17 protein-coding genes and 1 tRNA gene are annotated in these 20318 nt (G+C 68.5%); 10 read left to right on the forward strand and 8 right to left on the reverse strand.

The features are described 5' to 3' along the window. Positions 1–84: 84 nt before the first annotated feature. Genes hutU through hutG form a run of 5 tightly spaced genes read left to right on the forward strand, consistent with a single transcriptional unit; the run spans position 85 to position 5880 of the window. Complete coding sequence (gene hutU / locus FHX60_RS01680) at positions 85–1785, forward strand: urocanate hydratase (protein WP_183282378.1); 1701 nt, start codon at positions 85–87, stop codon at positions 1783–1785. Further along, a complete protein-coding gene (locus tag FHX60_RS01685) occupies positions 1782–2384 on the forward strand; it encodes a HutD/Ves family protein (RefSeq protein WP_183282379.1) in 603 nt (200 codons plus the stop codon). The genes hutU and FHX60_RS01685 overlap by 4 nt, the downstream gene beginning before the upstream one ends. Next, the gene (gene hutI / locus FHX60_RS01690) at positions 2381–3634 is read left to right on the forward strand and encodes an imidazolonepropionase (protein ID WP_183282380.1); all 1254 of its coding nucleotides are present in this window, start codon (positions 2381–2383) and stop codon (positions 3632–3634) included. The genes FHX60_RS01685 and hutI overlap by 4 nt, the downstream gene beginning before the upstream one ends. Further along, positions 3631–5034 (forward strand): formimidoylglutamate deiminase, encoded by a 1404-nt coding sequence (locus FHX60_RS01695; RefSeq protein ID WP_183282381.1) that lies wholly within the window; start codon positions 3631–3633, stop codon positions 5032–5034. Before hutI ends, FHX60_RS01695 begins: the two co-directional genes overlap by 4 nt. A gap of 33 nt (positions 5035–5067) precedes the next feature. Then, complete coding sequence (gene hutG, locus FHX60_RS01700; RefSeq protein WP_112774350.1) at positions 5068–5880, forward strand: N-formylglutamate deformylase; 813 nt, start codon at positions 5068–5070, stop codon at positions 5878–5880. A 61-nt stretch (positions 5881–5941) separates the two neighbouring features. On the opposite strand, the gene FHX60_RS01705 is transcribed toward hutG, so the two are convergent. From FHX60_RS01705 to FHX60_RS01720, 4 genes are all read right to left on the reverse strand, one after another. Further along, a complete protein-coding gene (locus FHX60_RS01705; RefSeq protein ID WP_092306609.1) occupies positions 5942–7567 on the reverse strand; it encodes a bifunctional aspartate transaminase/aspartate 4-decarboxylase in 1626 nt (541 codons plus the stop codon). Positions 7568–7661: 94 nt separating this feature from the next. Continuing rightward, entirely contained in the window at positions 7662–9347 is a 1686-nt protein-coding gene (gene aspT / locus FHX60_RS01710; RefSeq protein WP_112774352.1) for an aspartate-alanine antiporter, read from the reverse strand. 418 nt (positions 9348–9765) lie between these two features. Beyond that, positions 9766–10518 carry a metalloprotease LoiP gene (loiP, locus tag FHX60_RS01715; RefSeq protein WP_112774353.1) on the reverse strand — a complete coding sequence of 251 codons (753 nt, stop codon included), beginning with the start codon at positions 10516–10518 and terminating at the stop codon, positions 9766–9768. Between the two features lie 186 nt (positions 10519–10704). After that, positions 10705–10789 (reverse strand) — tRNA-Leu (locus FHX60_RS01720). Positions 10790–10954: 165 nt separating this feature from the next. On the opposite strand from FHX60_RS01720, the gene FHX60_RS01725 reads away from it, so the two are divergent. After that, complete coding sequence (locus FHX60_RS01725) at positions 10955–11875, forward strand: alpha/beta hydrolase (RefSeq protein WP_183282382.1); 921 nt, start codon at positions 10955–10957, stop codon at positions 11873–11875. A 22-nt stretch (positions 11876–11897) separates the two neighbouring features. On the opposite strand, the gene FHX60_RS01730 is transcribed toward FHX60_RS01725, so the two are convergent. The 4 genes from FHX60_RS01730 to FHX60_RS01745 all read right to left on the reverse strand — a co-directional run bounded on the left by FHX60_RS01730 (position 11898) and on the right by FHX60_RS01745 (position 16251). After that, positions 11898–12779 (reverse strand): NAD(P)-dependent oxidoreductase, encoded by an 882-nt coding sequence (locus tag FHX60_RS01730; RefSeq protein ID WP_183282383.1) that lies wholly within the window; start codon positions 12777–12779, stop codon positions 11898–11900. A gap of 36 nt (positions 12780–12815) precedes the next feature. Beyond that, positions 12816–13979, reverse strand: coding sequence for an ABC transporter substrate-binding protein (locus FHX60_RS01735; protein WP_092306619.1), 1164 nt, complete (start codon positions 13977–13979; stop codon positions 12816–12818). Between the two features lie 80 nt (positions 13980–14059). Next, complete coding sequence (locus tag FHX60_RS01740) at positions 14060–15226, reverse strand: methyltransferase (RefSeq protein ID WP_183282384.1); 1167 nt, start codon at positions 15224–15226, stop codon at positions 14060–14062. An 83-nt stretch (positions 15227–15309) separates the two neighbouring features. Further along, positions 15310–16251 (reverse strand): CysB family HTH-type transcriptional regulator, encoded by a 942-nt coding sequence (locus FHX60_RS01745; protein WP_092306623.1) that lies wholly within the window; start codon positions 16249–16251, stop codon positions 15310–15312. Between the two features lie 164 nt (positions 16252–16415). Between FHX60_RS01745 and FHX60_RS01750 the strand changes: the two genes are divergently transcribed. Genes FHX60_RS01750 through FHX60_RS01765 form a run of 4 tightly spaced genes read left to right on the forward strand, consistent with a single transcriptional unit; the run spans position 16416 to position 20315 of the window. Continuing rightward, on the forward strand, positions 16416–17189 hold the full coding sequence (locus FHX60_RS01750) for a sulfite exporter TauE/SafE family protein (protein WP_092306625.1): 774 nt from the start codon (positions 16416–16418) through the stop codon (positions 17187–17189). A gap of 28 nt (positions 17190–17217) precedes the next feature. After that, positions 17218–18900, forward strand: a complete 1683-nt coding sequence (gene nirA, locus FHX60_RS01755; protein WP_183282385.1) for a nitrite reductase NirA — start codon at positions 17218–17220, stop codon at positions 18898–18900. Positions 18901–18918: 18 nt separating this feature from the next. Next, positions 18919–19515, forward strand: a complete 597-nt coding sequence (locus tag FHX60_RS01760; RefSeq protein WP_112774358.1) for a DUF934 domain-containing protein — start codon at positions 18919–18921, stop codon at positions 19513–19515. Beyond that, complete coding sequence (locus FHX60_RS01765) at positions 19512–20315, forward strand: phosphoadenylyl-sulfate reductase (RefSeq protein ID WP_183282386.1); 804 nt, start codon at positions 19512–19514, stop codon at positions 20313–20315. The genes FHX60_RS01760 and FHX60_RS01765 overlap by 4 nt, the downstream gene beginning before the upstream one ends. Positions 20316–20318: the final 3 nt, after the last annotated feature.

Raw genomic sequence — 20318 nt, forward strand, 5'->3', positions numbered from 1 at the left:
CGTATCCGGAAGCCGGCGACGCACCCAATGCCTTGACACCGATCTGATCGCGCCACCAGCGCCATCCCAAAAGGAGAACAACACATGAACGCTCCCGAATCCCAATCCCTGCAACGCGGCCAGCGCGAGATCCGCGCGCCGCGCGGCATCCAGCTGCACTGCAAGAACTGGCTGATCGAAGCCGCCTATCGCATGATCCAGAACAACCTGGATCCTGACGTGGCCGAGCGGCCGCAGGACCTGGTGGTGTACGGCGGCATCGGCAAGGCGGCGCGCAACTGGGAATGCTTCGATGCCATCCTGGACAGCCTGCGCCGCCTGGGCGAGGACGAGTCGCTGCTGGTGCAGTCGGGCAAGCCGGTCGGCGTGTTCCGCACGCACCCGGACGCGCCGCGCGTGCTGATCGCCAACTCCAACCTGGTGCCGCACTGGGCAACGTGGGACAAGTTCAACGAACTTGATCGCGCCGGGCTCATGATGTACGGCCAGATGACCGCGGGCTCGTGGATCTACATCGGCACGCAGGGCATCGTGCAGGGTACCTACGAGACCTTTGTCGAGGCCGGTCGCCAGCATTACAACGGCGACCTGTCGGGCAAGTGGATCCTGACCGCGGGCCTGGGCGGCATGGGCGGGGCGCAGCCGCTGGCTGGCGTGCTCGCGGGCGCTTGCGTGCTGGCCATCGAATGCCAGGAATCGCGCATCGACTTCCGCCTGCGCACGCGCTATCTCGACCAGAAGGCCACCACGCTCGACGAAGCGCTGGCGATGATCGCCGAGGCCACGGCCAGGAAGGAAGCGATCTCGGTCGGCCTGCTCGGCAACGCCGCCGACATCGTGCCGGAGCTGGCAAAGCGGGCGCAGGCCGGCGGCATGCGCCCGCATATCGTCACCGACCAGACCTCGGCGCACGACCTGGTCAACGGCTACCTGCCGCAAGGCTGGACCGTCGCGCAGTGGGAGCATGCGCGCCAGCACGATCCCAAATCGGTGGAAGCCGCCGCGCGCCCGTCCATCGTCAGGCACGTGCAGGCCATGCTCGACTTCAAGAAGATGGGCGTGCCGACGGTGGACTACGGCAACAACATCCGCCAGGTGGCGTTCGACGAAGGCGTGCGGAACGCTTTCGATTTCCCCGGTTTCGTGCCGGCCTATATCCGCCCGCTGTTCTGCCGCGGCAAGGGCCCGTTCCGCTGGGTCGCGCTGTCGGGCGACCCCGAGGATATCTACAAGACCGACGCCAAGATGAAGGAACTGTTCCCCGAGGACAAGCACCTGCATCGCTGGCTCGACATGGCGCACGACCGCATCGCCTTCCAGGGCCTGCCGGCGCGGATCTGCTGGGTGGGGCTGGACGAACGCCATCGCGCAGGACTGGCCTTCAACGAGATGGTGAAGTCGGGCGAACTGAAGGCGCCGGTGGTGATCGGCCGCGATCATCTGGACTGCGGCTCGGTGGCGTCGCCCAACCGCGAGACCGAAGCCATGCGCGACGGCTCCGACGCGGTGTCGGACTGGCCGCTGCTGAACGCCCTGCTGAACACCGCCGGCGGCGCCACCTGGGTCAGCCTGCACCATGGCGGCGGCGTCGGCATGGGCTTCTCGCAACACTCCGGCGTGGTGATCGTGTGCGACGGCACCGACGCGGCGGCAAAGCGCATCGAGCGCGTGCTGTGGAACGATCCGGCCACCGGGGTGATGCGCCATGCGGACGCCGGCTATGACCTCGCCATCGCCTGCGCGCACGAGAAGGGCCTGGACCTGCCGATGGTGAAGGGCCTATGAGCCTATCGCCGTTTCAATCATTCGCGCTGGCCGACATCGCGCCCACGCGCTGGAAGAACGGCGGCGGCAACACGCGCGAGATCGCGGTGTGGCCGCCGGGTGCCGGCATGGATGACTTTGTCTGGCGCCTGAGCGTGGCCGATATCGAACGCGATGGGCCGTTCTCGGCGTTTCCCGGCATCGACCGCCAGATCGTGCTGCTCGACGGCGCGGGGGTGGCGCTGCGCGCGGACGACGGCAGCTTCAGCCATCGCCTGGCCAGCGTCGGCGAGCCGTTCGCGTTTTCCGGCGATACCAGCCTGCAGTCGGCGCTGCTCGATGGCGCCACGCGCGACTTCAACGTGATGACGCGGCGCGGATACTGCCGCGCGCGCGTCGAAGCGTTCCGCGCAGGGTTTGCGGTCAGCGCCGGCAGCCACACGCTGTGCCTGCTGGCCGTCAGCGGTACCTGGCAGGCAAAGGGCGACGCCCTGCGGCTGCAGCCGGGCGAAGGGTTGCTGTCGCGCGCGGCCGGTTCCGCATCGACGCACGCGTTTGAACCTGCCGGTGACGCGGCCCTGTGCCTGTGCGTCACCCTCGAGATGGAGCCTGGCCAATGACACCGACTTCCTTGCCGTTCGCCCCCAGCGCGGATGGCGTCTGGCACAACTGCCACCTGCTGCCCGATGCCGATCCCGCGCAGGCGATCCGCGATGCCGCGCTGGTGGTCGAGCACGGGCGCATCGCCTGGCTTGGCGTGGCGGCAGAACTGCCCGCGGCCTGGCGCGGCGCACCGCGCCATGACGCCAACGGCGCCTGGATCACGCCGGGACTGGTCGATTGCCACACGCACCTGGTCTATGGCGGCCAGCGCGCCGACGAATTCGCCATGCGCCTGGCCGGCGCCGGCTATGAAGATATCGCGCGCGCCGGCGGCGGCATCGTGTCGACGGTACGCGCCACGCGCGCCGCCGACGAAGACACGCTGTTCGCGCAGGCCGCGGCGCGCCTGCGGCCGCTGCTGGCCGAGGGCGTCACCGCCATCGAGATCAAGTCCGGCTACGGGCTGAACCTGGAAGCCGAACGCAAGCAGCTGCGCGTGGCGCGCCGGCTGGGCGAGCATTTCGGCATCTCGGTCTACACCACCTTCCTCGGCGCGCATGCGCTGCCGCCGGAATACGCCGGCCGTGCCGACGACTATATCGACCTGGTCTGCAACACCATGCTGCCGGCGCTGGCCGGCGAAGGCCTGGTCGATGCCGTCGATGCCTTCTGCGAGTCGATCGGTTTCACGATCGCGCAGACGGAACGGGTGTTCGACGCCGCCGCGCGCCACGGGCTGCGCGTCAAGCTGCATGCGGAGCAGCTCAGCAACCTCGGCGGCGCCGCGCTGGCGGCACGCCACCGCGCGCTCTCGGCCGACCATCTCGAGCATCTCGACGAAGCCGGCGTGGCCGCGATGGCCGAAGCCGGCACGGTCGCGGTGCTGCTGCCGGGCGCCTACTACTTCCTGCGCGACACCAACCTGCCGCCGATCGCGCTGCTGCGGCAGTACGGCGTGCCGATGGCGATCTCGACCGACCACAACCCCGGCACCTCGCCGGTGACGTCGCTGCTGCTGATGATGAATATGGCCTGCACGCTGTTCCGGCTGACGGTGCCGGAGGCGCTGGCCGGGGTCACCCGGCACGCGGCACGCGCGCTGGGCGCCGCCGATCGCCATGGGCGGCTGGCAGCGGGGCGGGTTGCCGATTTCGCGCTGTGGCGCATCGATTCGCCGGCCGAGCTGGCGTACTGGTTCGGCCGCAATCCGGTCGCGACGGTGGTGCGCCAGGGGCGCGTCCATGCGGGCGAGGGAGCGGCAGCATGAGCGGGCAACTGTTTGCGCCTTTTGCGCTGCTGCCGGACGGCTGGGCCCGCGATGTGCTGCTGGCCTGGGACGAGCCGGGCCGCTTCACCGTCGTGCAGCCGGGGGCAGCGCCTGCCGCTGGCGTGCCGCAGGCGGCGGGCCCGGTGCTGCCGGGCATGCCCAACCTGCATTCGCACGCGTTCCAGCGCGGCTTTGCCGGCCTGACCGAATTCCGCAGCCGCCCGCAAGGCGACGATCCGGCCGGTGCCGATTCGTTCTGGAGCTGGCGCACGCTGATGTACCGCTTTGCGCAGCGGCTCTCGCCCGACACGCTGGAAGCGGTCGCCACCCAGCTCTATATCGAGATGCTGCGCGCGGGCTACACCAGCGTGTGCGAGTTCCACTACGTGCATCACGACGAAGGCGGCAGGCCCTATGCCGATGCCGCCGAGATGTCGCTGCGGCTGCTGCGCGCGGCGCAGCGCACCGGCATCGGCATGACGCTGCTGCCGGTGCTGTACCAGACCGCGGGCTTTGGCGGCCAGCCGCCGCTGGCCGGGCAGCAGCGCTTCCTGCACGACACCGATGCGATGCTGAAGCTGCTGGAACGGCTGCATCCCGCGTGCGCCAAGTCCGGCGCGCGCCTCGGGCTGGCACCGCACTCGTTGCGCGCGGTGCCGGAGGCAAGCCTGGTGCATGCGCTGGCGGGACTGCGCGCGATCGACGCGCAGGCCCCGGTCCATATCCATATCGCCGAGCAGCAGAAGGAGGTCGACGACTGCATCGCGTGGTCGGGCACGCGCCCGGTGACGTGGCTGTTCGACCATGTCGAAGTCGATGCGCGCTGGTGCCTGGTGCATGCCACCCACATGGACTGGGACGAGCGCCGGCGCCTGGCGCACAGCGGCGCGGTGGCCGGCATCTGCCCCACCACCGAGGCCAACCTGGGCGACGGCGTGTTCGAGGCCGCGCCCTACCTGGCGCAGCAGGGCGCATGGGGCATCGGCTCGGACAGCCATGCGAGCGTCAGCGTGGCGGAGGAGTTGCGGCTGTTCGAATACGGCCAGCGGCTCGGCCTGCAGCGCCGCAACGTGCTCGCATCCGACACCCACGCGCAGGTGGCCGACCGCCTGTACCTGGAAGCGGCGGCCGGGGGCGCACGTGCGTCGGGCCGCGCGGTGGCCGGGCTGGCAGCGGGCCAGCAGGCCGACTTCGTGGTGCTGGACGGCGCGCATCCGACGCTGGCGGGACTCGATGGGCCGCAGGCACTGGCCACGCACGTGTTCGCCTGCCACGGCCATGAGACACTAGCGGAAGTCCGCACCGCCGGCCGCAGCCGCGTGCAGCATGGCGCGCATCCGCTGCAGGCGGACGCCGGGCGCCTGTTCATCGCGGCGCGCGCCAGCCTGCTGGCCGACTGAAACCGGGCGCACGCCCACAGCATCGCAACCATCATGTCCTTTTCCACCGATACCCCCGCCTTCACCCTGCACCGGGGCACGCGCCCGCTGCTGGTATCGATGCCGCATGTCGGCACGCACCTGCCCGCATCGGTCTCGCAGCGCCTGACCGCCGAGGCCCGCACCGTGCCCGACACCGACTGGCACCTGGAGCGCCTGTACGACTTCGCCCGCGAACTGGGCGCATCGGTGCTCGCGGCCACGCACTCGCGCTACGTGGTCGACCTGAACCGCCCGCCCGACAACGCCAACCTGTATCCCGGCCAGGACACCACCGGCCTGTGCCCGGTCGATACCTTCGACAAGACGCCGCTCTATGCCGACGGCAACGGTCCCGACGACGCCGAGATCGCCGCGCGCCGCGACGCGATCTGGCGCCCGTACCACCAGGCGCTGGCCGACGAACTGGCACGGCTGAAGGCCGCGCATGGCACGGTCGCGCTGTGGGATGCGCATTCGATCCGTTCGGTGCTGCCGCGCTTCTTCGACGGCAAGCTGCCCGACTTCAACCTCGGCACCGCCAACGGCGACAGCTGCGACGCCGCGCTGGCCGGCCAGCTGCTGGAGCAGGCCAGCGCGGTGCCAGGCCATACCGCGGTGCTCAACGGCCGCTTCAAGGGTGGCTACATCACGCGGCAATACGGCAAGCCGGGCGAGGGCGTGCATGCGGTGCAGCTGGAGCTGTCGCAGTGCGCCTACATGAGCGAGGCGTATCCGTTCGCCTATGACGAGGCACGGGCCACCGCGCTGCAGCCGGCGCTGCGCGGCATGCTGGCGACGCTGCTGGAGTTTGTCGAGTCCCGTTGAGGACCGCCAGGACGAAAAAAGCCCGGCGTGATGCCGGGCTGGAGGGAACGCGGGTGCAGGCCTACTTCTTCACCACGTTCCTGCTCACCTTGCTGCCGGTGACCTCGTTGTACTTCTCCACGTAGGTCTCGAACAGCTTGCGGATCGAGCGCCCGATCTTGGCGTAGTCCGCTTCGTTCAGGTTGGCCAGCGAGACCCGCCCGGACGGATGGCGGGTGCCGAAGCCGCGGCCCGGCAGCAGCACCACCCCGGCCTCGTCGGCCAGCTGGAACAGCAGCTCGTTGGGCTCGACCGAATTCAGCACCCATTTGACGAAGTCCGGCCCGATCGCCTTGCCGCCGAGCTGCTCCAGATCGAGCAGCGTGTAGTAGTCGACGGCGTTGGGGTCGTCGCTCTCCGGCGCGATGCCGATCTCGCGGTACAACGCGGCCTTGCGGCTGCGGATCAGCCGTTTCATCGCGTTCTTGTAGTCGTCCGGCGTATCCATCAGCGAGAACAGCGAGAACAGCACCATCTGCACCTGCTGCGGCGTCGACAGGCCGGCGGTGTGGTTCAGCGCGACCGTGCGGCTGTCGGCGACCAGGCGGTCGATGAACTTGAGCTTCTGCGGCTCGGTGGTGATCGAGCTGTAGCGCTTGTTCAGTTCCTGGCGCGTGGTTTCCGGCAGTTTGCCGATCTGCAGGTCGAAGATATTGTCGCGGTGCGTAGCGATCACGCCCAGGCGCCAGCCGGTCGCGCCGAAGTACTTCGAGAAGGAATACACCAGGATGGTATTGCGCGGGCACATCGCGAACAGCGAGACGAAGTTGTCGGCAAAGGTGCCGTAGACATCGTCGGTCAGGATGATCAGGTCGGGTCGCTCCTCGATGATCGAGGCCAGGTATTCCAGGCTCTCGTCGCTCATGCGCACCGATGGCGGGTTGCTCGGGTTGACCAGGAAGAAGGCCTTGACCTTGGGATCGCGCAGCTTGTCGAGCTGCTCTTTCGAGTACTGCCAGCGCGAATCCGGATCGGCGTCGACCGACAGTTCCACCAGCTGGTAGTCGTTCAGTTCCGGGATCTCGATATACGGCGTGAAGATCGGCATGCCCAGCGCAATGGTGTCGCCGGCCTTGAGCAGGTGGTTCTCGCGGATGGTGTTGAACAGGTAGGTCATGGCCGCGGTGCCGCCTTCGACCGCGAACAAATCGAAGTCGCCGATGAAGGGATGATTGCCGATCATCTCCTTGCGGATGTACTGGCTGACGATGGTTTCCGACAGCCGCAGCATGCGGTCGGGCACGGGGTAGTTGCAGGCCAGGATGCCTTCGCACATCTCGTAGAGGAAGTCGCCCGCGCTCAGGCCAAGCTGGTCGCGCACGTAGGAGACCGCGCCGGCCAGGAACTTGACCCCCGGGGTGTCGGCGAATTCGCGCGCGAACAGGTCGAAGCGTTCTTCGATGCCTTCGCGGCGCGGGAAGCCGCCGACGCCTTCGGGCATGTACGAGAACGAGCGCTCCGATTCGCGCATCGCGAACAGGCCGAGCTGCCAGAAGCCGTGGCGCGGCACCGTCGCCAGGAAATTGGGGTTGCCGCGGCCAGCGTTGAGCATCAGGCGCTCGGCGTCGCTGCTGGCCAGCTTGATCAGTTCATCCTTCAGTTCGAACGGCGAGAGGCTGGACAGCTTGGAGATATCGAACTTGCTCATGGCTTGCTCCTGTGTAGACGCTTGTCGGTTGGGTTGGCGGGCCGGCACCAGCGGCACGGCCCGCGCAGCAGCGGAGAGGGCAAAGGGAAACGCGCTAGACCAGGCCCACCACCAGCGGACCCAGCAACGTCAGCAGCACGTTGGCGAGCGCATAGGTGATGGCGAACGGCACCGTCGGCACCGGGCTTTCGGCCTTGTCCAGGATGCCGCCGAAGGCCGGGTTGGCGCTGCGCGAGCCCGACAGCGCGCCGGCCAGCAGCGCGGCGTTGTCGTACTTCAGCACGTAGCGGCCGAACAGCATGGTCAGGAACAGCGGCAGCAGCGTCACCACCGCGCCCAGCATGAAGATGGTCAGGCCGCTCTGGCGCAGCGTGGTCACGGCCTGCAGGCCGGAGTTGATGCCGACGATGGCGACGAACGCGGCCAGGCCGAAGTCCTTCAGCAGCTGGCACGCGGCGGTCGGCATGGCGCCGAACATCTTGTGCTTGGAGCGCGCCCAGCCGAACACCAGCCCGGACAGCAGCGCGCCGCCGCCGGCGCCCAGCGTCAGCGGAATCGAGCCGATGCGCCATACCAGCAGCCCCACCAGCAGGCCCACCAGCACGCCGGCGCCGAAGTAGACGAAGTCCGTCTTCTCGCTCGGCACCAGCTCATAGCCGGCGCTCTGCGCCGCGCGCTTGGTATCGGCCGGGGTACCGTAGAGAGTGATGACGTCGCCGTGCTGCAGCTTCAGCTCGGGCAGCAGCGGCAGCGGGTGGTCATAGCGTTCGATGCGCTCGATATAGACGCCGTGGCGCATGTCGCGCCCGACCATGTCGACGATCTCGGCGACGGTCTTGTTGTTCATGCCCTTGGCGGTGAACACCACGTTGCGCGACTGCATCACCGCGCCCATGCCGTCGGCATCGGCCACTTCCTCGCCGATCTGCGCGGCGGCCGGCACGATGGCGTCGCGGCGTCCGACCAGCAGCACCAGGTCGTCGTGCTCCAGCACCAGGTCCTGCGTGACCTCGAGTTGTTTGCCGCCGCGCTGTACTTTCTCAACGGTGACCAGGTCCTCGCCGCCCATCTCCAGCTGTGCGACAGTCTGTCCGGTCGCATCGTTGATGCGATAGAGCCGGCCGACCAGCCGCGGCAGCGCGCCGCGCTGGCCCGGGCCGTACTGCGGCAGGCCGCCGTTGAGCTGGGCCTCGACCTTCTTGGCATCGGTCTTCAGGTCCGACTTCATGAAGCGCGGCAGGATGTTGACGCAGACGATGATGGCGCCGAGCGAGCCGAACACATAGGTCACCGCATAGCCGATCGCCACGTTGGCCTGCATCGTCTTGACCTGGTCGGGCGGCAGCCCCAGCTTGGTGATGGCGTCTCCCGCCGTGCCGATGATGGCCGACTGCGTCATGCCGCCGGCGGCGAGGCCCGCCGCGAGTCCCTTGTCGAGATGGAACAGCTTGGCCAGCACCACCACCGTGACCAGCCCGCACACCGCCATGAACACCGCCATGGCGATCTCGCGCAGCGAGCTGCGGTTCAGCGAGTTGAAGAACTGCGGGCCGCTTTCATAGCCCACCGCGTAGATAAAGACCGCGAACATCACTGCCTTGACGCCGTTGTCGATCTCGACGCCGACCTGGCTGATCACCACCGCGGCGAGCAGCGAGCCGGCCACGCCGCCCAGCTGGAAGCGCCCGAACGTGATCTTGCCGATCGCGTAGCCGACCGCCAGCGCAAGGAACAGCGCAGACTCGGGCGACTTCTGGAAAATCTCATGCAACCAATCCATCGAAGGCTCCTGGAAAGAGTGAGGCAGGTTGGGCGAGTTGTGGCATCCGGGCGTGGGGGCGCTGGGGCTCGGCCTCGCAGGCGGCGTGCGCGCAGGTGCCGCGGTGCGTGACGCGGCATACCGGCCCTGGGCGCGAGGGCGATCATGGCGACGCTGGCCCTTTGCGGTGTTGGCACGCAGGCAACGCGTGCGACGGCATGGCCGTGTCGAGGCAGCGAAAGGATTATCTCTGCCGCTCCGGGGCCGGCGTAGTGAAAGCTTTTGTCGGTGAATTAAACGCAGTCAACATTGCGCGCACGGATGGCGCGGCTGCGCGCAGCGGGATGGATGGCGCGACGCAAAGGCGCGGCGCGCACCCGCCGGAGGGAGGGGCCGCCTCACCCGGACGGGTGCGGCGGCAAGGACGAATGCGACGGGCTCAGCGCCCGCCGGCCAGGCGCGCTTCGATATGCTTGGCGCGCTCGAGCGAACCCGGGTGCGAACTCATCATGCTCGATTGCCCGCCATCGAGCGTCGACATCTTGCGGAATGCCGACGCCAGCGCCTGGCGGTTGGCGCCGTTCTTCGTCAGCAGGTCGAAGGAGTAATCGTCAGCCGCGGTTTCCTGGCGCTGCGAGAACTGCGCATTGACGAACTGCTCGGCCAGCGCGCCGATCTGCGACGACGACAGCGCCGTCAGCGAAGCGATGCCGGTCGACCCCAGCAAGCCGCGCGCCGCGGCCGCGGTGTAGGCCACCTGCATCGCCGCCTTGGTGTGGCCCAGCGCCACATGGCCGATCTCATGGCCGACCACGCCACGCACCTCGTCGTCGCTGAGCAGGTCCATCAGCCCGCTGTAGACGCGCACGCAGCCGTTGGCCATGGCCCAGGCATTGATGTCCTTGGTCACGTAGACCTTGGCGTCGAGCGGCAGCCCGGTATTGCCCAGGCCGCTCATCACGGTGGCCAGCCGCCGCGCGTAGGTGCTGTTGGCCGCCGCGATGGTGTTCTTCTTGTCCATCTCGGCGCAGGACTGGTCCGACAGCGTCTTGACGTTGCTGTCCGACAGCGTGGCGGCGGTGAACAGGCTGCCGCCGGCCTGGGTCAGGCTTTCCATGTTGGCGCCGGCACAGCCGGCCAGCAGGGTGGCGCAGGCGAGGGCGCAAATGGCGAGGGGGGCGGGTCGTTTCACGCAGGGCTCCGGTCTAAGGCAATGTCATAGGATAGGAAGCGCGGGGGCGGTGTGCCAGTGGACGCAGTCCGACAGGCGCAGCGGGCGCGCAACACTGGCGCGACGGCAATGCCGATGCGGGCTGCTGGCCGGGAGGCTTGCGGCGCACTCGGGGACGAGGGCGAGGACGTTGGGGAAGTCTGGAGATGGTGCCCGGGGTCGGACTCGAACCGACACGCCTTGCGGCGGGGGATTTTGAGTCCCCTGCGTCTACCTGTTTCACCACCCGGGCAGGTGTGACGGCATCGGAACCGATGCCGGGCTGAGCCGGGGATTATGCCGGAAATCCCGCTACCGGACAACCGGCGCCGGGGCGGTCCGGGGTCACGCAAATCCGGTAGCATGGCGTCCAGTCCTGCGCCCGCCAACCCTACCGATTGCGCCGACCCCGACCGCCATGACCGACCCAGACTTGCTTGCGCGCCTTGCCAGCCTGCCTTCGCAGGACCCCGCCTTCTATGACCGCGAGTACAACAACCGCGCCAATGTGCCGGACAACCCGGCGCATCTGGCGCGCTGGGCGCGGTGGTCCGCGCAGGTGCGCGCGCGCGGCCAGTACCTGGCGGACCTGAGCTATGCCGGCGCGGATGCGCGCCATGCGTCCGGCGAGACTCTGGACTACTTCCCCGCGCAGCGCGCCAACGGTGCCTTGCCGCCGCTGCTGGTGTTCGTGCACGGCGGCTATTACCGCGCGCTGGACAAGCACGACCACAGCTTCGTCGCCAGCGCGCTGCCGGCGCTGGGGGTGTCGGTGGCGGTGGTCAACTACACGCTGGTGCCGGCGGCGACGGTGCCGGAGATCGTGCGGCAGGTGCTGCGCAGCGTGGCCTGGCTGTACCGGCAGGCGGATCGTCTCGGCCATGACCCGCAGCGGCTGTTCGTGGCGGGGCATTCGGTGGGCGGCCACCTGGTGGCGATGCTGATGGCCGCGCGCTGGCCGCAGCTCGGCGCCGACCTGCCTGCGGGGCTGGTCCGCGGCGGGCTCTCGGTCAGCGGGCTGTACGACCTGGAGCCCCTGCGGCGCGCGGCCTTCCTGCAGTGCGACTTGAAGTTATCCGAAGCCGATGTCGCGCGGCTGTCGCCCGCGTACATGGCGCCCGCCGACGAAGCACCGCTGGCGATCGCGGTGGGCGAGCTGGAGGCGGCCGAATATCACCGCCAGCATGCGCTGATCCGTGCGGCGTGGCCGGCCAAGGTGGCGCATCCGGCGGCGAGCGACCTGGTGCTGCCGGACTGCCATCACTTCAATGTGCTGGACAGCCTGGTCAGCACGGACGGCGCGCTGACGCAAGCGGTGCTGCGGCTGGTGGGGCGCTGAGCCGCCATCGCGGGCCGGGACCTCAGCCCTCCAGCACGCGCAGCAGCGACGAGGTATCGTCCTTGCCCCAGCCCCTGGCCATCAGCGCGCGCAGTTGCGCCGAGGTGGCCTGCATCGCCGGCAGCTCCAGGCCGATTTCCTCGGCGATATCGCGCGCCAGGCCAAAGTCCTTGTCGTGCAGCCGCGCCTCGATGCCTGCGGCAAAGTTGCGCGCCACCATCTTGGGGCCCATCAGGTCGAGCATGCGGCTGCCGGCCATGCCGGTCGCCATGGCCTCGAACACGCGGCCGGTATCGACCTGCTGCGCGGCGGCAAAGCGCATGGCTTCGGCAATGCCTTCGATATTGACGACCTGGGCGATCTGGTTGCACAGCTTGGCGACCTGGCCGGCGCCGTGGTCGCCGATATGGGTGATGGTCTGCCCCAGCCGCTCGAGCAGCGGGCGCACGCGTTCCAGCATCTCGGCCTTGCCGCCGACCATGATGGTCAGCGTGCCGGCCTCCGCGCCCATGGTGCCGCCCGAGACCGGGCAGTCGAGCGCCTCGATGCCGCGCGCGGCCAGCGCCGCGGCGATCTCGCGCGTGACGATGGGCGAGATGGTGCTGTGGTCGACGCAGATGGTGCCGGGCGCGACCCCATGGATCACGCCCTGGGCGCCCAGCAGGACTTCCCGGACATCTTCGGACGAGGTCACGTTGGTGAAGACGACGCTGGCGCCGCGCGCCGCCTCGGCTGGAGTGAAGAACGGTTCGGCCCCCAGCGCGCGCGCGGCCTCGGCGGCCTCCGGGCGGCGCACGAAGGCGCGCACGGTGTGGCCGGCGGCCAGCAGGTGGCGCACCATGTGCGAGCCCATGGCGCCCAGGCCGATGAAGGCGATGGTGACGGGGGTGGGAGTCGTGCTCATGCCATGCTTCCTTTGTCGATACGTTGATGCGGCGGGCTACTTGTCGCCCGCATAGGCGAACTTGCCGTTGCGGATCACCCCCATCACGCGCGAGCGCTGGTCGAAGCCCTGGTGGTCCTTCGGGTTCAGGTTCATCACGCCATTGGGGATGGTGAGGTTGGTGGTGGTTTCCAGCGCGTCGCGCATGGCCGCGCGGAACTCGCGCGTGCCGGGCTGGGCCCCGCTCTTGAGCGCGCGGCGGGCGGCGTCGTCGAGCAGCATCCACGCGCCCCAGGCATCGCCGGCGAACTGCGTCACGCTGTCGGCGCCGTACTTTGCTTCGTAACGATTGACGAAGTCCAGCGCGACCCTGCGCACCGGATGGCTCTCCGGCAGCTGGCGCGCGACCACCACCGGCCCGGTCGGGAACAGCGTGCCTTCCACGTCCTTGCCGCCCATGCGCAGGAAGTCCCAGGTGGCGATGCCGTGGGTCTGGTAGACCTTGCCCTTGTAGCCGCGCTCGCCCAGCGTCTTCTGCGGCAGCACCGACGGCGTGCCGGCGCCGGCGATCAGGATCGCGTCCGGATTGGCCGCCATCAGCTTGAGCACCTGCCCGGTGACCGAGGTGTCGTTGCGCGAGAAGCGCTCGTTGGCCACCACCCGGATCTTGCGCAGCTCGGCCAGCTTCGAGAACTCGCGCCACCAGCTTTCGCCGTAGGCGTCGGCAAAGCCGATAAAGCCGACCGTCCTGACGCCGTGGTTGCTCATGTACTCGGTCAGCACGGTAGCCATGTGCGAGTCGTTCTGCGGCATCTTGAAGGCCCAGCGGCGCTTGGGGTCGGCCTGCGGCTCGACGATGGCGGCCGAGGCGGCCAGCGCCACCATGGGGGTCTCGCCCTCGGCCACGGCGTCGAGCGCGGCGATCGCGGTGGGCGTGATGTTGGGGCCGACGATCACGTCGACCTTCTCCTCGGAGATCAGCTTGCGCACGTTGCGCACCGCGGCCGCGGGGTCGGTGCCGTCGTCCAGGATGATGTAGTGCGCCTTCTGGCCGCCCAGCGTCTGCGGCCACATCAGCACGGTGTTCTTGGACGGGATGCCGATGGAGGCGGCCGGCCCGGTGGTGGACACATCGATGCCGACGCGGATGTCGGCATGGGCGGCGCCGGCAAGGCACAGCGCGGCGGCAAGCAGCAGGGGGCGCAGGGGCAGCTTCAGCATGGTCTCCTCCGTTCTTATATGTGACGGGAAAGGATAGCCGAACTCGGCCGGCGCGGCACCGTGGCCCCGCGGCAGCGATGTCAGCGCACGCCCAGGCGCCAGAGCGAGGTCACTTCGGCCGAGCGGGCCGCGTGCAGGGGATCGGCGGCATCGGCCGCGCGCGGGTGGCGCGGGCGGATGTCGGAGCGGCCCAGCACCTTCAGCCCGGCCGCCTCGATCCAGCCCGTCAGTTCGTCGCGCTGGCGCAGGCCGAGGTGCTCGGCCAGGTCGGACAGCAGCAGCCAGCCCTCGCCGCCGGGCTCCAGGTGATCGGGCAGCCCTTGCAGGAAGCCACGCAGCATGGCGCTGTCGGGGTCATAGACGGCACGCTCGACCGGCGAGCTCGGCCGTGCCGGCACCCACGGCGGGTTGCATACCACCAGCGGCGCGCGGCCGGCGGGGAACAGGTCGGCCTCGATCACTTCGACCTGCGCGGCGTAGCCGAGCTGGCCGATGTTCTCGCGCGCGCACGCCAGCGCGCGCGGGTCCTGGTCGGTGGCCACCACGCGCTGCACGCCGCGGCGGGCCAGCACCGCGGCCAGCACGCCGGTGCCGGTGCCGATATCGAAGGCCAGCGTCTTCGCCGGCAGCGGCTCGGCCGCGACCAGGTCGATGTACTCGCCGCGCACCGGCGAGAACACGCCGTACCATGGGTGGATGCGGTCTTCCAGCGCCGGGATCTCGACGCCCTTCCTGCGCCACTCGAACGCGCCGATCATGCCCAGCAGCTCGCGCAGCGAGGCCACGTAGGGCTCGCCGGCCGGGCCGTAGACCTGCTCGCACGCCTCATGCACATCGGGCGCGCGGCGCAGCGGGATCTGGTGGCCGGCCTCGAACGGCAGCAGCAGCATGCCCAGCGTGCGCGCGCGCTGCGACTGCGCCAGCCGGTGCAGGTGGAAGGCCTCGGTGGGCGACGCGGCCTGGCTCTTGTCCCGGGCCTTATCCCGGGCCTTGCCGGGGCGGCTGGCCTTCTTGGGCTTGCGCTCGGTGCGGCGGGCCAGCGCGTTCAGCAGCTGGCGCGCGTTCTGGAAATCGCCCCGCCACAGCAGCGCGGTGCCTTCGCAGGCAAGTCGGTAGGCGCTGTCGGCGCTGGTGGTGTCGTCGGCGACGACCACGCGCCGCGGCGGCGGCAGGCCGGCCTCGGAGCGCCAGGCGGCGCTGTGCTCGACGCCGTTTTCGGTCCAGTGGATGCGGGGCAGGTCGCTCACAGGACCTCCGGACGGCAGGTGGGGATATGCAGGGCAGGCATCGTGGATTTTCTTATATAGAGCGGGGCGGCAGCGGTGCCGCCTCAGAGTTCGTAGGCTTCGTGTTCGCCGGACATGGCCTGCTCGACCAGCTTGCGGTTGAGCGTCGGCGAGAACAGCTCGATGAAGGTGTAGACAAAGCTGCGCAGGTAAGCCCCCTGCTTGACGGCCAGGTGGGTCACGTTGCTGCCGAACAGGTGCCCGGCGGCGATCCCGCGCAGGTTGCGGTCGCGCTCGGCATCATAGGCGACGCCGGCGACGATGCCCACGCCCAGCCCGATCTCCACATAGGTCTTGATCACGTCCGCGTCGATGGCCTCGAGCACGATGTCCGGCGCCAGGTGGCGCAGCGCGAAGGCCTTGTCGATCTTGGTCCGGCCGGCGAAGTTGGCATCGTAGGTGATCAGCGGGTAACCCATCAGGTCTTCCAGCGCCAGGTGCTTCTTGTCCAGCAGCGGATGGTCGGGCGGCGTAATCACCATATGGGTCCACTGATAGCCCGGCAGCGACACCAGGTTCTTGTCGCTGGAGATGCCTTCGGTGGCGATGCCGATGTCGGCGTGGTCGTGCAGCAGCATGTCGGCGATCTGGGCCGGATTGCCCTGCTGGATCGACAGCCGCACCTTGGGATAGCGCTTGGTGAACTCGCTGATCACGCGCGGCAGCGCATAGCGCGCCTGCGTATGCGTGGTGGCGATGGTGAAGTTGCCCTGGTCCTGGGCCGCATAGTCCATGCCGACGCGCTTCAGGCTTTCCACCTCCTGCAGGATCTTCTCGACCGAGCTGAGGATGCGGCGGCCGGGTTCGGTCAGGCTGCGGATGCGCTTTCCGTGGCGCGTGAAGATATCCACGCCCAGTTCTTCTTCCAGCTCGATGATGGCCTTGGATACGCCGGGCTGTGATGTATAGAGCGCTTTAGCAGCCTCGGTCAGGTTGTAGTTCTGTCGGACGGCTTCCCGCACAAAGCGAAACTGGTGCAAGTTCATATATCTGCGTTCGTATAAACAAACAACTTCTTATTAGTTTGAGGTATGAGGCCAGTTTATTACGATTCTCGAACTTTGTTAATGAACGGCCTGCCCTCGGTGCGCCTTCTTGCCCCAACCTGTTGCAGGGCGAGATCCGCGGGCCACGCCACACCGAGTCCCCCATGTCCCTGGCCTATACCGTTTCTGGTCTGTTCGTAGGCGTCCTCGTCGGCCTGACCGGCGTGGGAGGGGGCTCGCTGATGACGCCGCTGCTGACGCTGCTGTTCGGCTTCTCGCCGGCCACCGCGGTCGGCACCGACCTGGCCTTCGCGGCCATCACCAAGGGTTTCGGCACCATCGCGCATCGCGCCCACGGCCACGTGCAGTGGCAGGTGGTGCGGCGCCTGTGCATCGGCAGCCTGCCGGCGGCGGTGGCCGCCATCCTGGTGCTGAAGAGCGCCGGCGAGCTCGACGGCCGGTGGCTGCATGCGATCCGCGTGACCATCGGCGTGTCGGTGCTGCTGACGGTGCTGTCGCTGCTGTTCCGCCGCCAGATGCTGGCCTGGCTGGAACGCAACCCGCGCTTCCAGCTGCATGGCCGCAGGCAGGTCATCGCCACCATCATCGTCGGCGCGGTGATCGGCGTGCTGGTCACGGTCTCGTCGATCGGTGCCGGCGCGGTCGGCGCCACGCTGATCCTGCTGCTGTATCCCCATATGAAGCCGGCCGAAGTGGCCGGCACCGACATTGCCTACGCCGTCCCGCTGACGGCGCTGGCCGGGCTGGGCCATGTGTGGCTTGGCACGGTCAACTGGAATTTGCTGCTGGCGCTGCTGGTGGGTTCGATCCCCGGCATCTGGCTGGGTGCGCAACTGTCGCGGGCGCTGCCCGAGCGGCTGGTGCGCGCCGCCCTGGCGACCACGCTGACGCTGGTCGCCATCAAGCTCGTTTCCTGAATTCAACGAATACTGAACGGACCCCGCCATGTATCAGTACGACCAATATGACCAGCGCATCGTCGCCGAGCGCGTCGCCCAGTTCCGTGACCAGGTGCGCCGCCGCCTGTCGGACGAGCTGACCGAGGAAGAATTCCTGCCGCTGCGGCTGCAGAACGGCCTGTACATGCAGCGCCACGCCTACATGCTGCGCGTGGCGATTCCGTACGGCCTGCTGTCGTCGAAGCAGATGCGCAAGCTAGCCCATATCGCGCGCGAATACGACCGCGGCTACGGCCACTTCTCGACCCGCCAGAACATCCAGTACAACTGGATGGAGCTGGAGCGCGTGCCCGACGTGCTGGCCGAGCTGGCCAGCGTCGAGATGCATGCCATCCAGACCTCGGGCAACTGCGTGCGCAACATCACCACCGACCACTTCGCCGGCGTGGCGCCGGACGAGTCGGTGGACCCGCGCGTGCTGGCCGAACTGCTGCGCCAGTGGAGCACGTTCCAGCCGGAATTCGCCTTCCTGCCGCGCAAGTTCAAGATCGCGATCTCGGCCTCGGCCGACGACCGGGCCGTGGTGCAGATGCACGACATCGGCGTCTACGCCTACAAGAATGCCGACGGCGAAGTGCGCCTGCGCATCCTGGCCGGCGGCGGTCTCGGCCGCACGCCGATCCTGGGCACGGTGATCAAGGACGACCTGCCGTGGCAGCACATGCTGACCTACATCGAGTCGGCCATCCGCGTGTACAACCGCTATGGCCGCCGCGACAACAAGTACAAGGCCCGCATCAAGATCCTGGTGAAGGCCATCGGCGCCGACAAGTTCGCCCAGGAAGTCGAGGAAGAGTGGCAGCACAGCAAGGACGGTCCGGCCACGCTGACGCAGGCCGAATTCGACCGCGTGGCGCAGTACTTCACGCCGCCGGCGTATGAAAAGCTGGCCGATACCGATGCCTCGTACGAAAAGCACCTGCTCGAGGACAAGGCCTTCGCGCGCTGGGTCAGCCGCAGCGTGCACGGCCACAAGGTGCCGGGCTACGCCGCGGTGACGCTGTCGACCAAGCCGGGCCTGGTGTCGCCCCCGGGGGATGCCACCGACGCGCAGATGGAAACCGTGGCGGACCTGGCCGACCAGTTCGGCTTCGGCGAGCTGCGCGTCGCGCACGAGCAGAACCTGGTGCTGCCGGACGTGAAGAAGCAGGACCTGTACGCGCTGTGGCAGCTGGCAAAGAAGGCCGGCCTGGCGACGCCCAACATCGGCCTGCTGACCGACATCATCGCCTGCCCCGGCGGCGACTTCTGCTCGCTGGCCAACGCCAAGTCAATCCCGATCGCGCAGGCGATCCAGGACCGTTTCGACGATCTCGACTACGTCTACGACCTGGGCGAGATCTCGCTGAACATCTCGGGCTGCATCAACGCCTGCGGCCACCATCACGTCGGCAATATCGGCGTGCTGGGCGTCGACAAGGACGGTTCGGAGTGGTACCAGGTCACGCTGGGCGGCGCCCAGGGCAACCAGACCGCGCTGGGCAAGGTGATCGGCCCGTCGTTCAGCGCCGAGGAAATGCCCGACGTGGTGAGCCGCATCATCGACACCTTCGTTGCCAACCGCATCGAGGACGAGCGCTTTATCGAAACCCTGTCCCGCATCGGCATCGCCCCGTTCAAGGAGCGCGTCTATGCCGACAAGCAACCGCGCGAACGCGTCGAAGCCTGAGGACCGGAGAGACTGAACATGGCAAAGATCATTCAACTGCAACGCCAGGATGCAACCGGCAGTGCGAACGTCACCCCGGTGATCGTCGAAGACAACTGGACCGTGCTGCGCGCCACGGAAGAGCAGCCGCTGACCGAAGAGCGCATTTCGGCTGCCGTGCAAGGCCAGGATGCGGTGCTGTTCCCGCTGTCGGTCTGGAAGGCCAATGAAGCGCTGCTGGCCGGCCGCGATGCGGCCCGCACCGGTGTGTGGCTGGCCCCGGAAGACGAGCCGGGCGATGCCGCCGCGTACTTCGACCGCGTGTCGCTGGTGGCGGTGGACTTCCCGGTGTTTCGCGACGGCCGCGGCTTCTCCACGGCCTACCTGCTGCGCACCCGCTACAAGTGGGAAGGCCAGCTGCGCGCCATCGGCGACGTGCTGCGCGACCAGCTCAACTTCATGAAGCGCTGCGGCTTCGATGCCTTCGCGGTCCGTGCGGACAAGAGCATCGACGACGCGATCAAGGGCTTCACCGAGTTCACCGTGACCTACCAGGCGTCGGTCGACGAACCGCTGCCGCTGTTCCGCCGCGCCCGCACCGAAGGCGGCGCCGTGCAACCGAAGGCCACGGCATGAGCACGGTGCTGAGCGATATCCCCGTGGTGGATGCCGGCGCGGTATCGGCGCTGCGTCCGCCCGCGCTGTGGGTCGCGCCCGAGTTCACCGGCAGCATCGAAGCGCTGGAGCAGAAGGAGCGCGAGCTGGCAGAGCGCCTGGCGGGCATCGCCGGCCGCTTCTTCCGCGCGCGCTTTGCCTCGAGCCTGGCGGCCGAGGACATGGTGCTGACCGACGCGATCCTGCGCGGCAGCGAAGCGGTGCGCGCGGGCATCCGCGTGTTCACGCTGCAGACCGGGCGCCTGCACGCCGAGACCCTGGCGGTGCTGGACAAGGTGCAGGCGCACTACGGCTACACCATCGAGCAGTTCACCCCGGATGCCGAGGCGGTCGAGAACTACCTGAAGAAGCACGGGCTGAACGGCTTCTACGACAGCATCGACGCGCGCAAGTCGTGCTGCGGCATCCGCAAGGTCGAGCCGCTCAACCGCGCGCTGTCGCACGCCGATGCCTGGCTGACCGGCCAGCGCCGCGAGCAGGCCGTGACGCGCGCCGAGCTGCCGTTCGAGGAACTGGACGAAGCCCGCGGCATCCCCAAGTTCAACCCGCTGGCGGACTGGTCCGAGCCGGAAGTGTGGGCCTACCTGAAGCGCCACAACGTGCCGCTCAACGACCTGCATGCCAAGGGCTATCCCAGCATCGGCTGCGAGCCGTGTACGCGCGCGGTACGCGCGGGCGAGGACGTGCGCGCGGGACGGTGGTGGTGGGAGAGCAAGGACTCGAAAGAGTGCGGGCTCCACGAACAGAACATCAAGCATTGAGGC

It is taken from the genome of Cupriavidus alkaliphilus, assembly GCF_014191175.1.
Taxonomy (GTDB): Bacteria; Pseudomonadota; Gammaproteobacteria; order Burkholderiales; family Burkholderiaceae; genus Cupriavidus; species Cupriavidus alkaliphilus.

Coding starts and splice junctions, on each gene's coding strand:
- FHX60_RS01725 (WP_183282382.1), top strand. CDS start 10,955: ATGACCGACCCAGACTTGCTTGCGCGCCTTGCCAGCCTGCCTTCGCAG.
- FHX60_RS01730 (WP_183282383.1), bottom strand. CDS start 12,779: ATGAGCACGACTCCCACCCCCGTCACCATCGCCTTCATCGGCCTGGGC.
- nirA (WP_183282385.1), top strand. CDS start 17,218: ATGTATCAGTACGACCAATATGACCAGCGCATCGTCGCCGAGCGCGTC.
- FHX60_RS01760 (WP_112774358.1), top strand. CDS start 18,919: ATGGCAAAGATCATTCAACTGCAACGCCAGGATGCAACCGGCAGTGCG.
- FHX60_RS01745 (WP_092306623.1), bottom strand. CDS start 16,251: ATGAACTTGCACCAGTTTCGCTTTGTGCGGGAAGCCGTCCGACAGAAC.
- FHX60_RS01685 (WP_183282379.1), top strand. CDS start 1,782: ATGAGCCTATCGCCGTTTCAATCATTCGCGCTGGCCGACATCGCGCCC.
- FHX60_RS01765 (WP_183282386.1), top strand. CDS start 19,512: ATGAGCACGGTGCTGAGCGATATCCCCGTGGTGGATGCCGGCGCGGTA.
- hutI (WP_183282380.1), top strand. CDS start 2,381: ATGACACCGACTTCCTTGCCGTTCGCCCCCAGCGCGGATGGCGTCTGG.
- aspT (WP_112774352.1), bottom strand. CDS start 9,347: ATGGATTGGTTGCATGAGATTTTCCAGAAGTCGCCCGAGTCTGCGCTG.
- FHX60_RS01705 (WP_092306609.1), bottom strand. CDS start 7,567: ATGAGCAAGTTCGATATCTCCAAGCTGTCCAGCCTCTCGCCGTTCGAA.
- FHX60_RS01750 (WP_092306625.1), top strand. CDS start 16,416: ATGTCCCTGGCCTATACCGTTTCTGGTCTGTTCGTAGGCGTCCTCGTC.
- hutU (WP_183282378.1), top strand. CDS start 85: ATGAACGCTCCCGAATCCCAATCCCTGCAACGCGGCCAGCGCGAGATC.
- hutG (WP_112774350.1), top strand. CDS start 5,068: ATGTCCTTTTCCACCGATACCCCCGCCTTCACCCTGCACCGGGGCACG.
- FHX60_RS01695 (WP_183282381.1), top strand. CDS start 3,631: ATGAGCGGGCAACTGTTTGCGCCTTTTGCGCTGCTGCCGGACGGCTGG.
- FHX60_RS01735 (WP_092306619.1), bottom strand. CDS start 13,979: ATGCTGAAGCTGCCCCTGCGCCCCCTGCTGCTTGCCGCCGCGCTGTGC.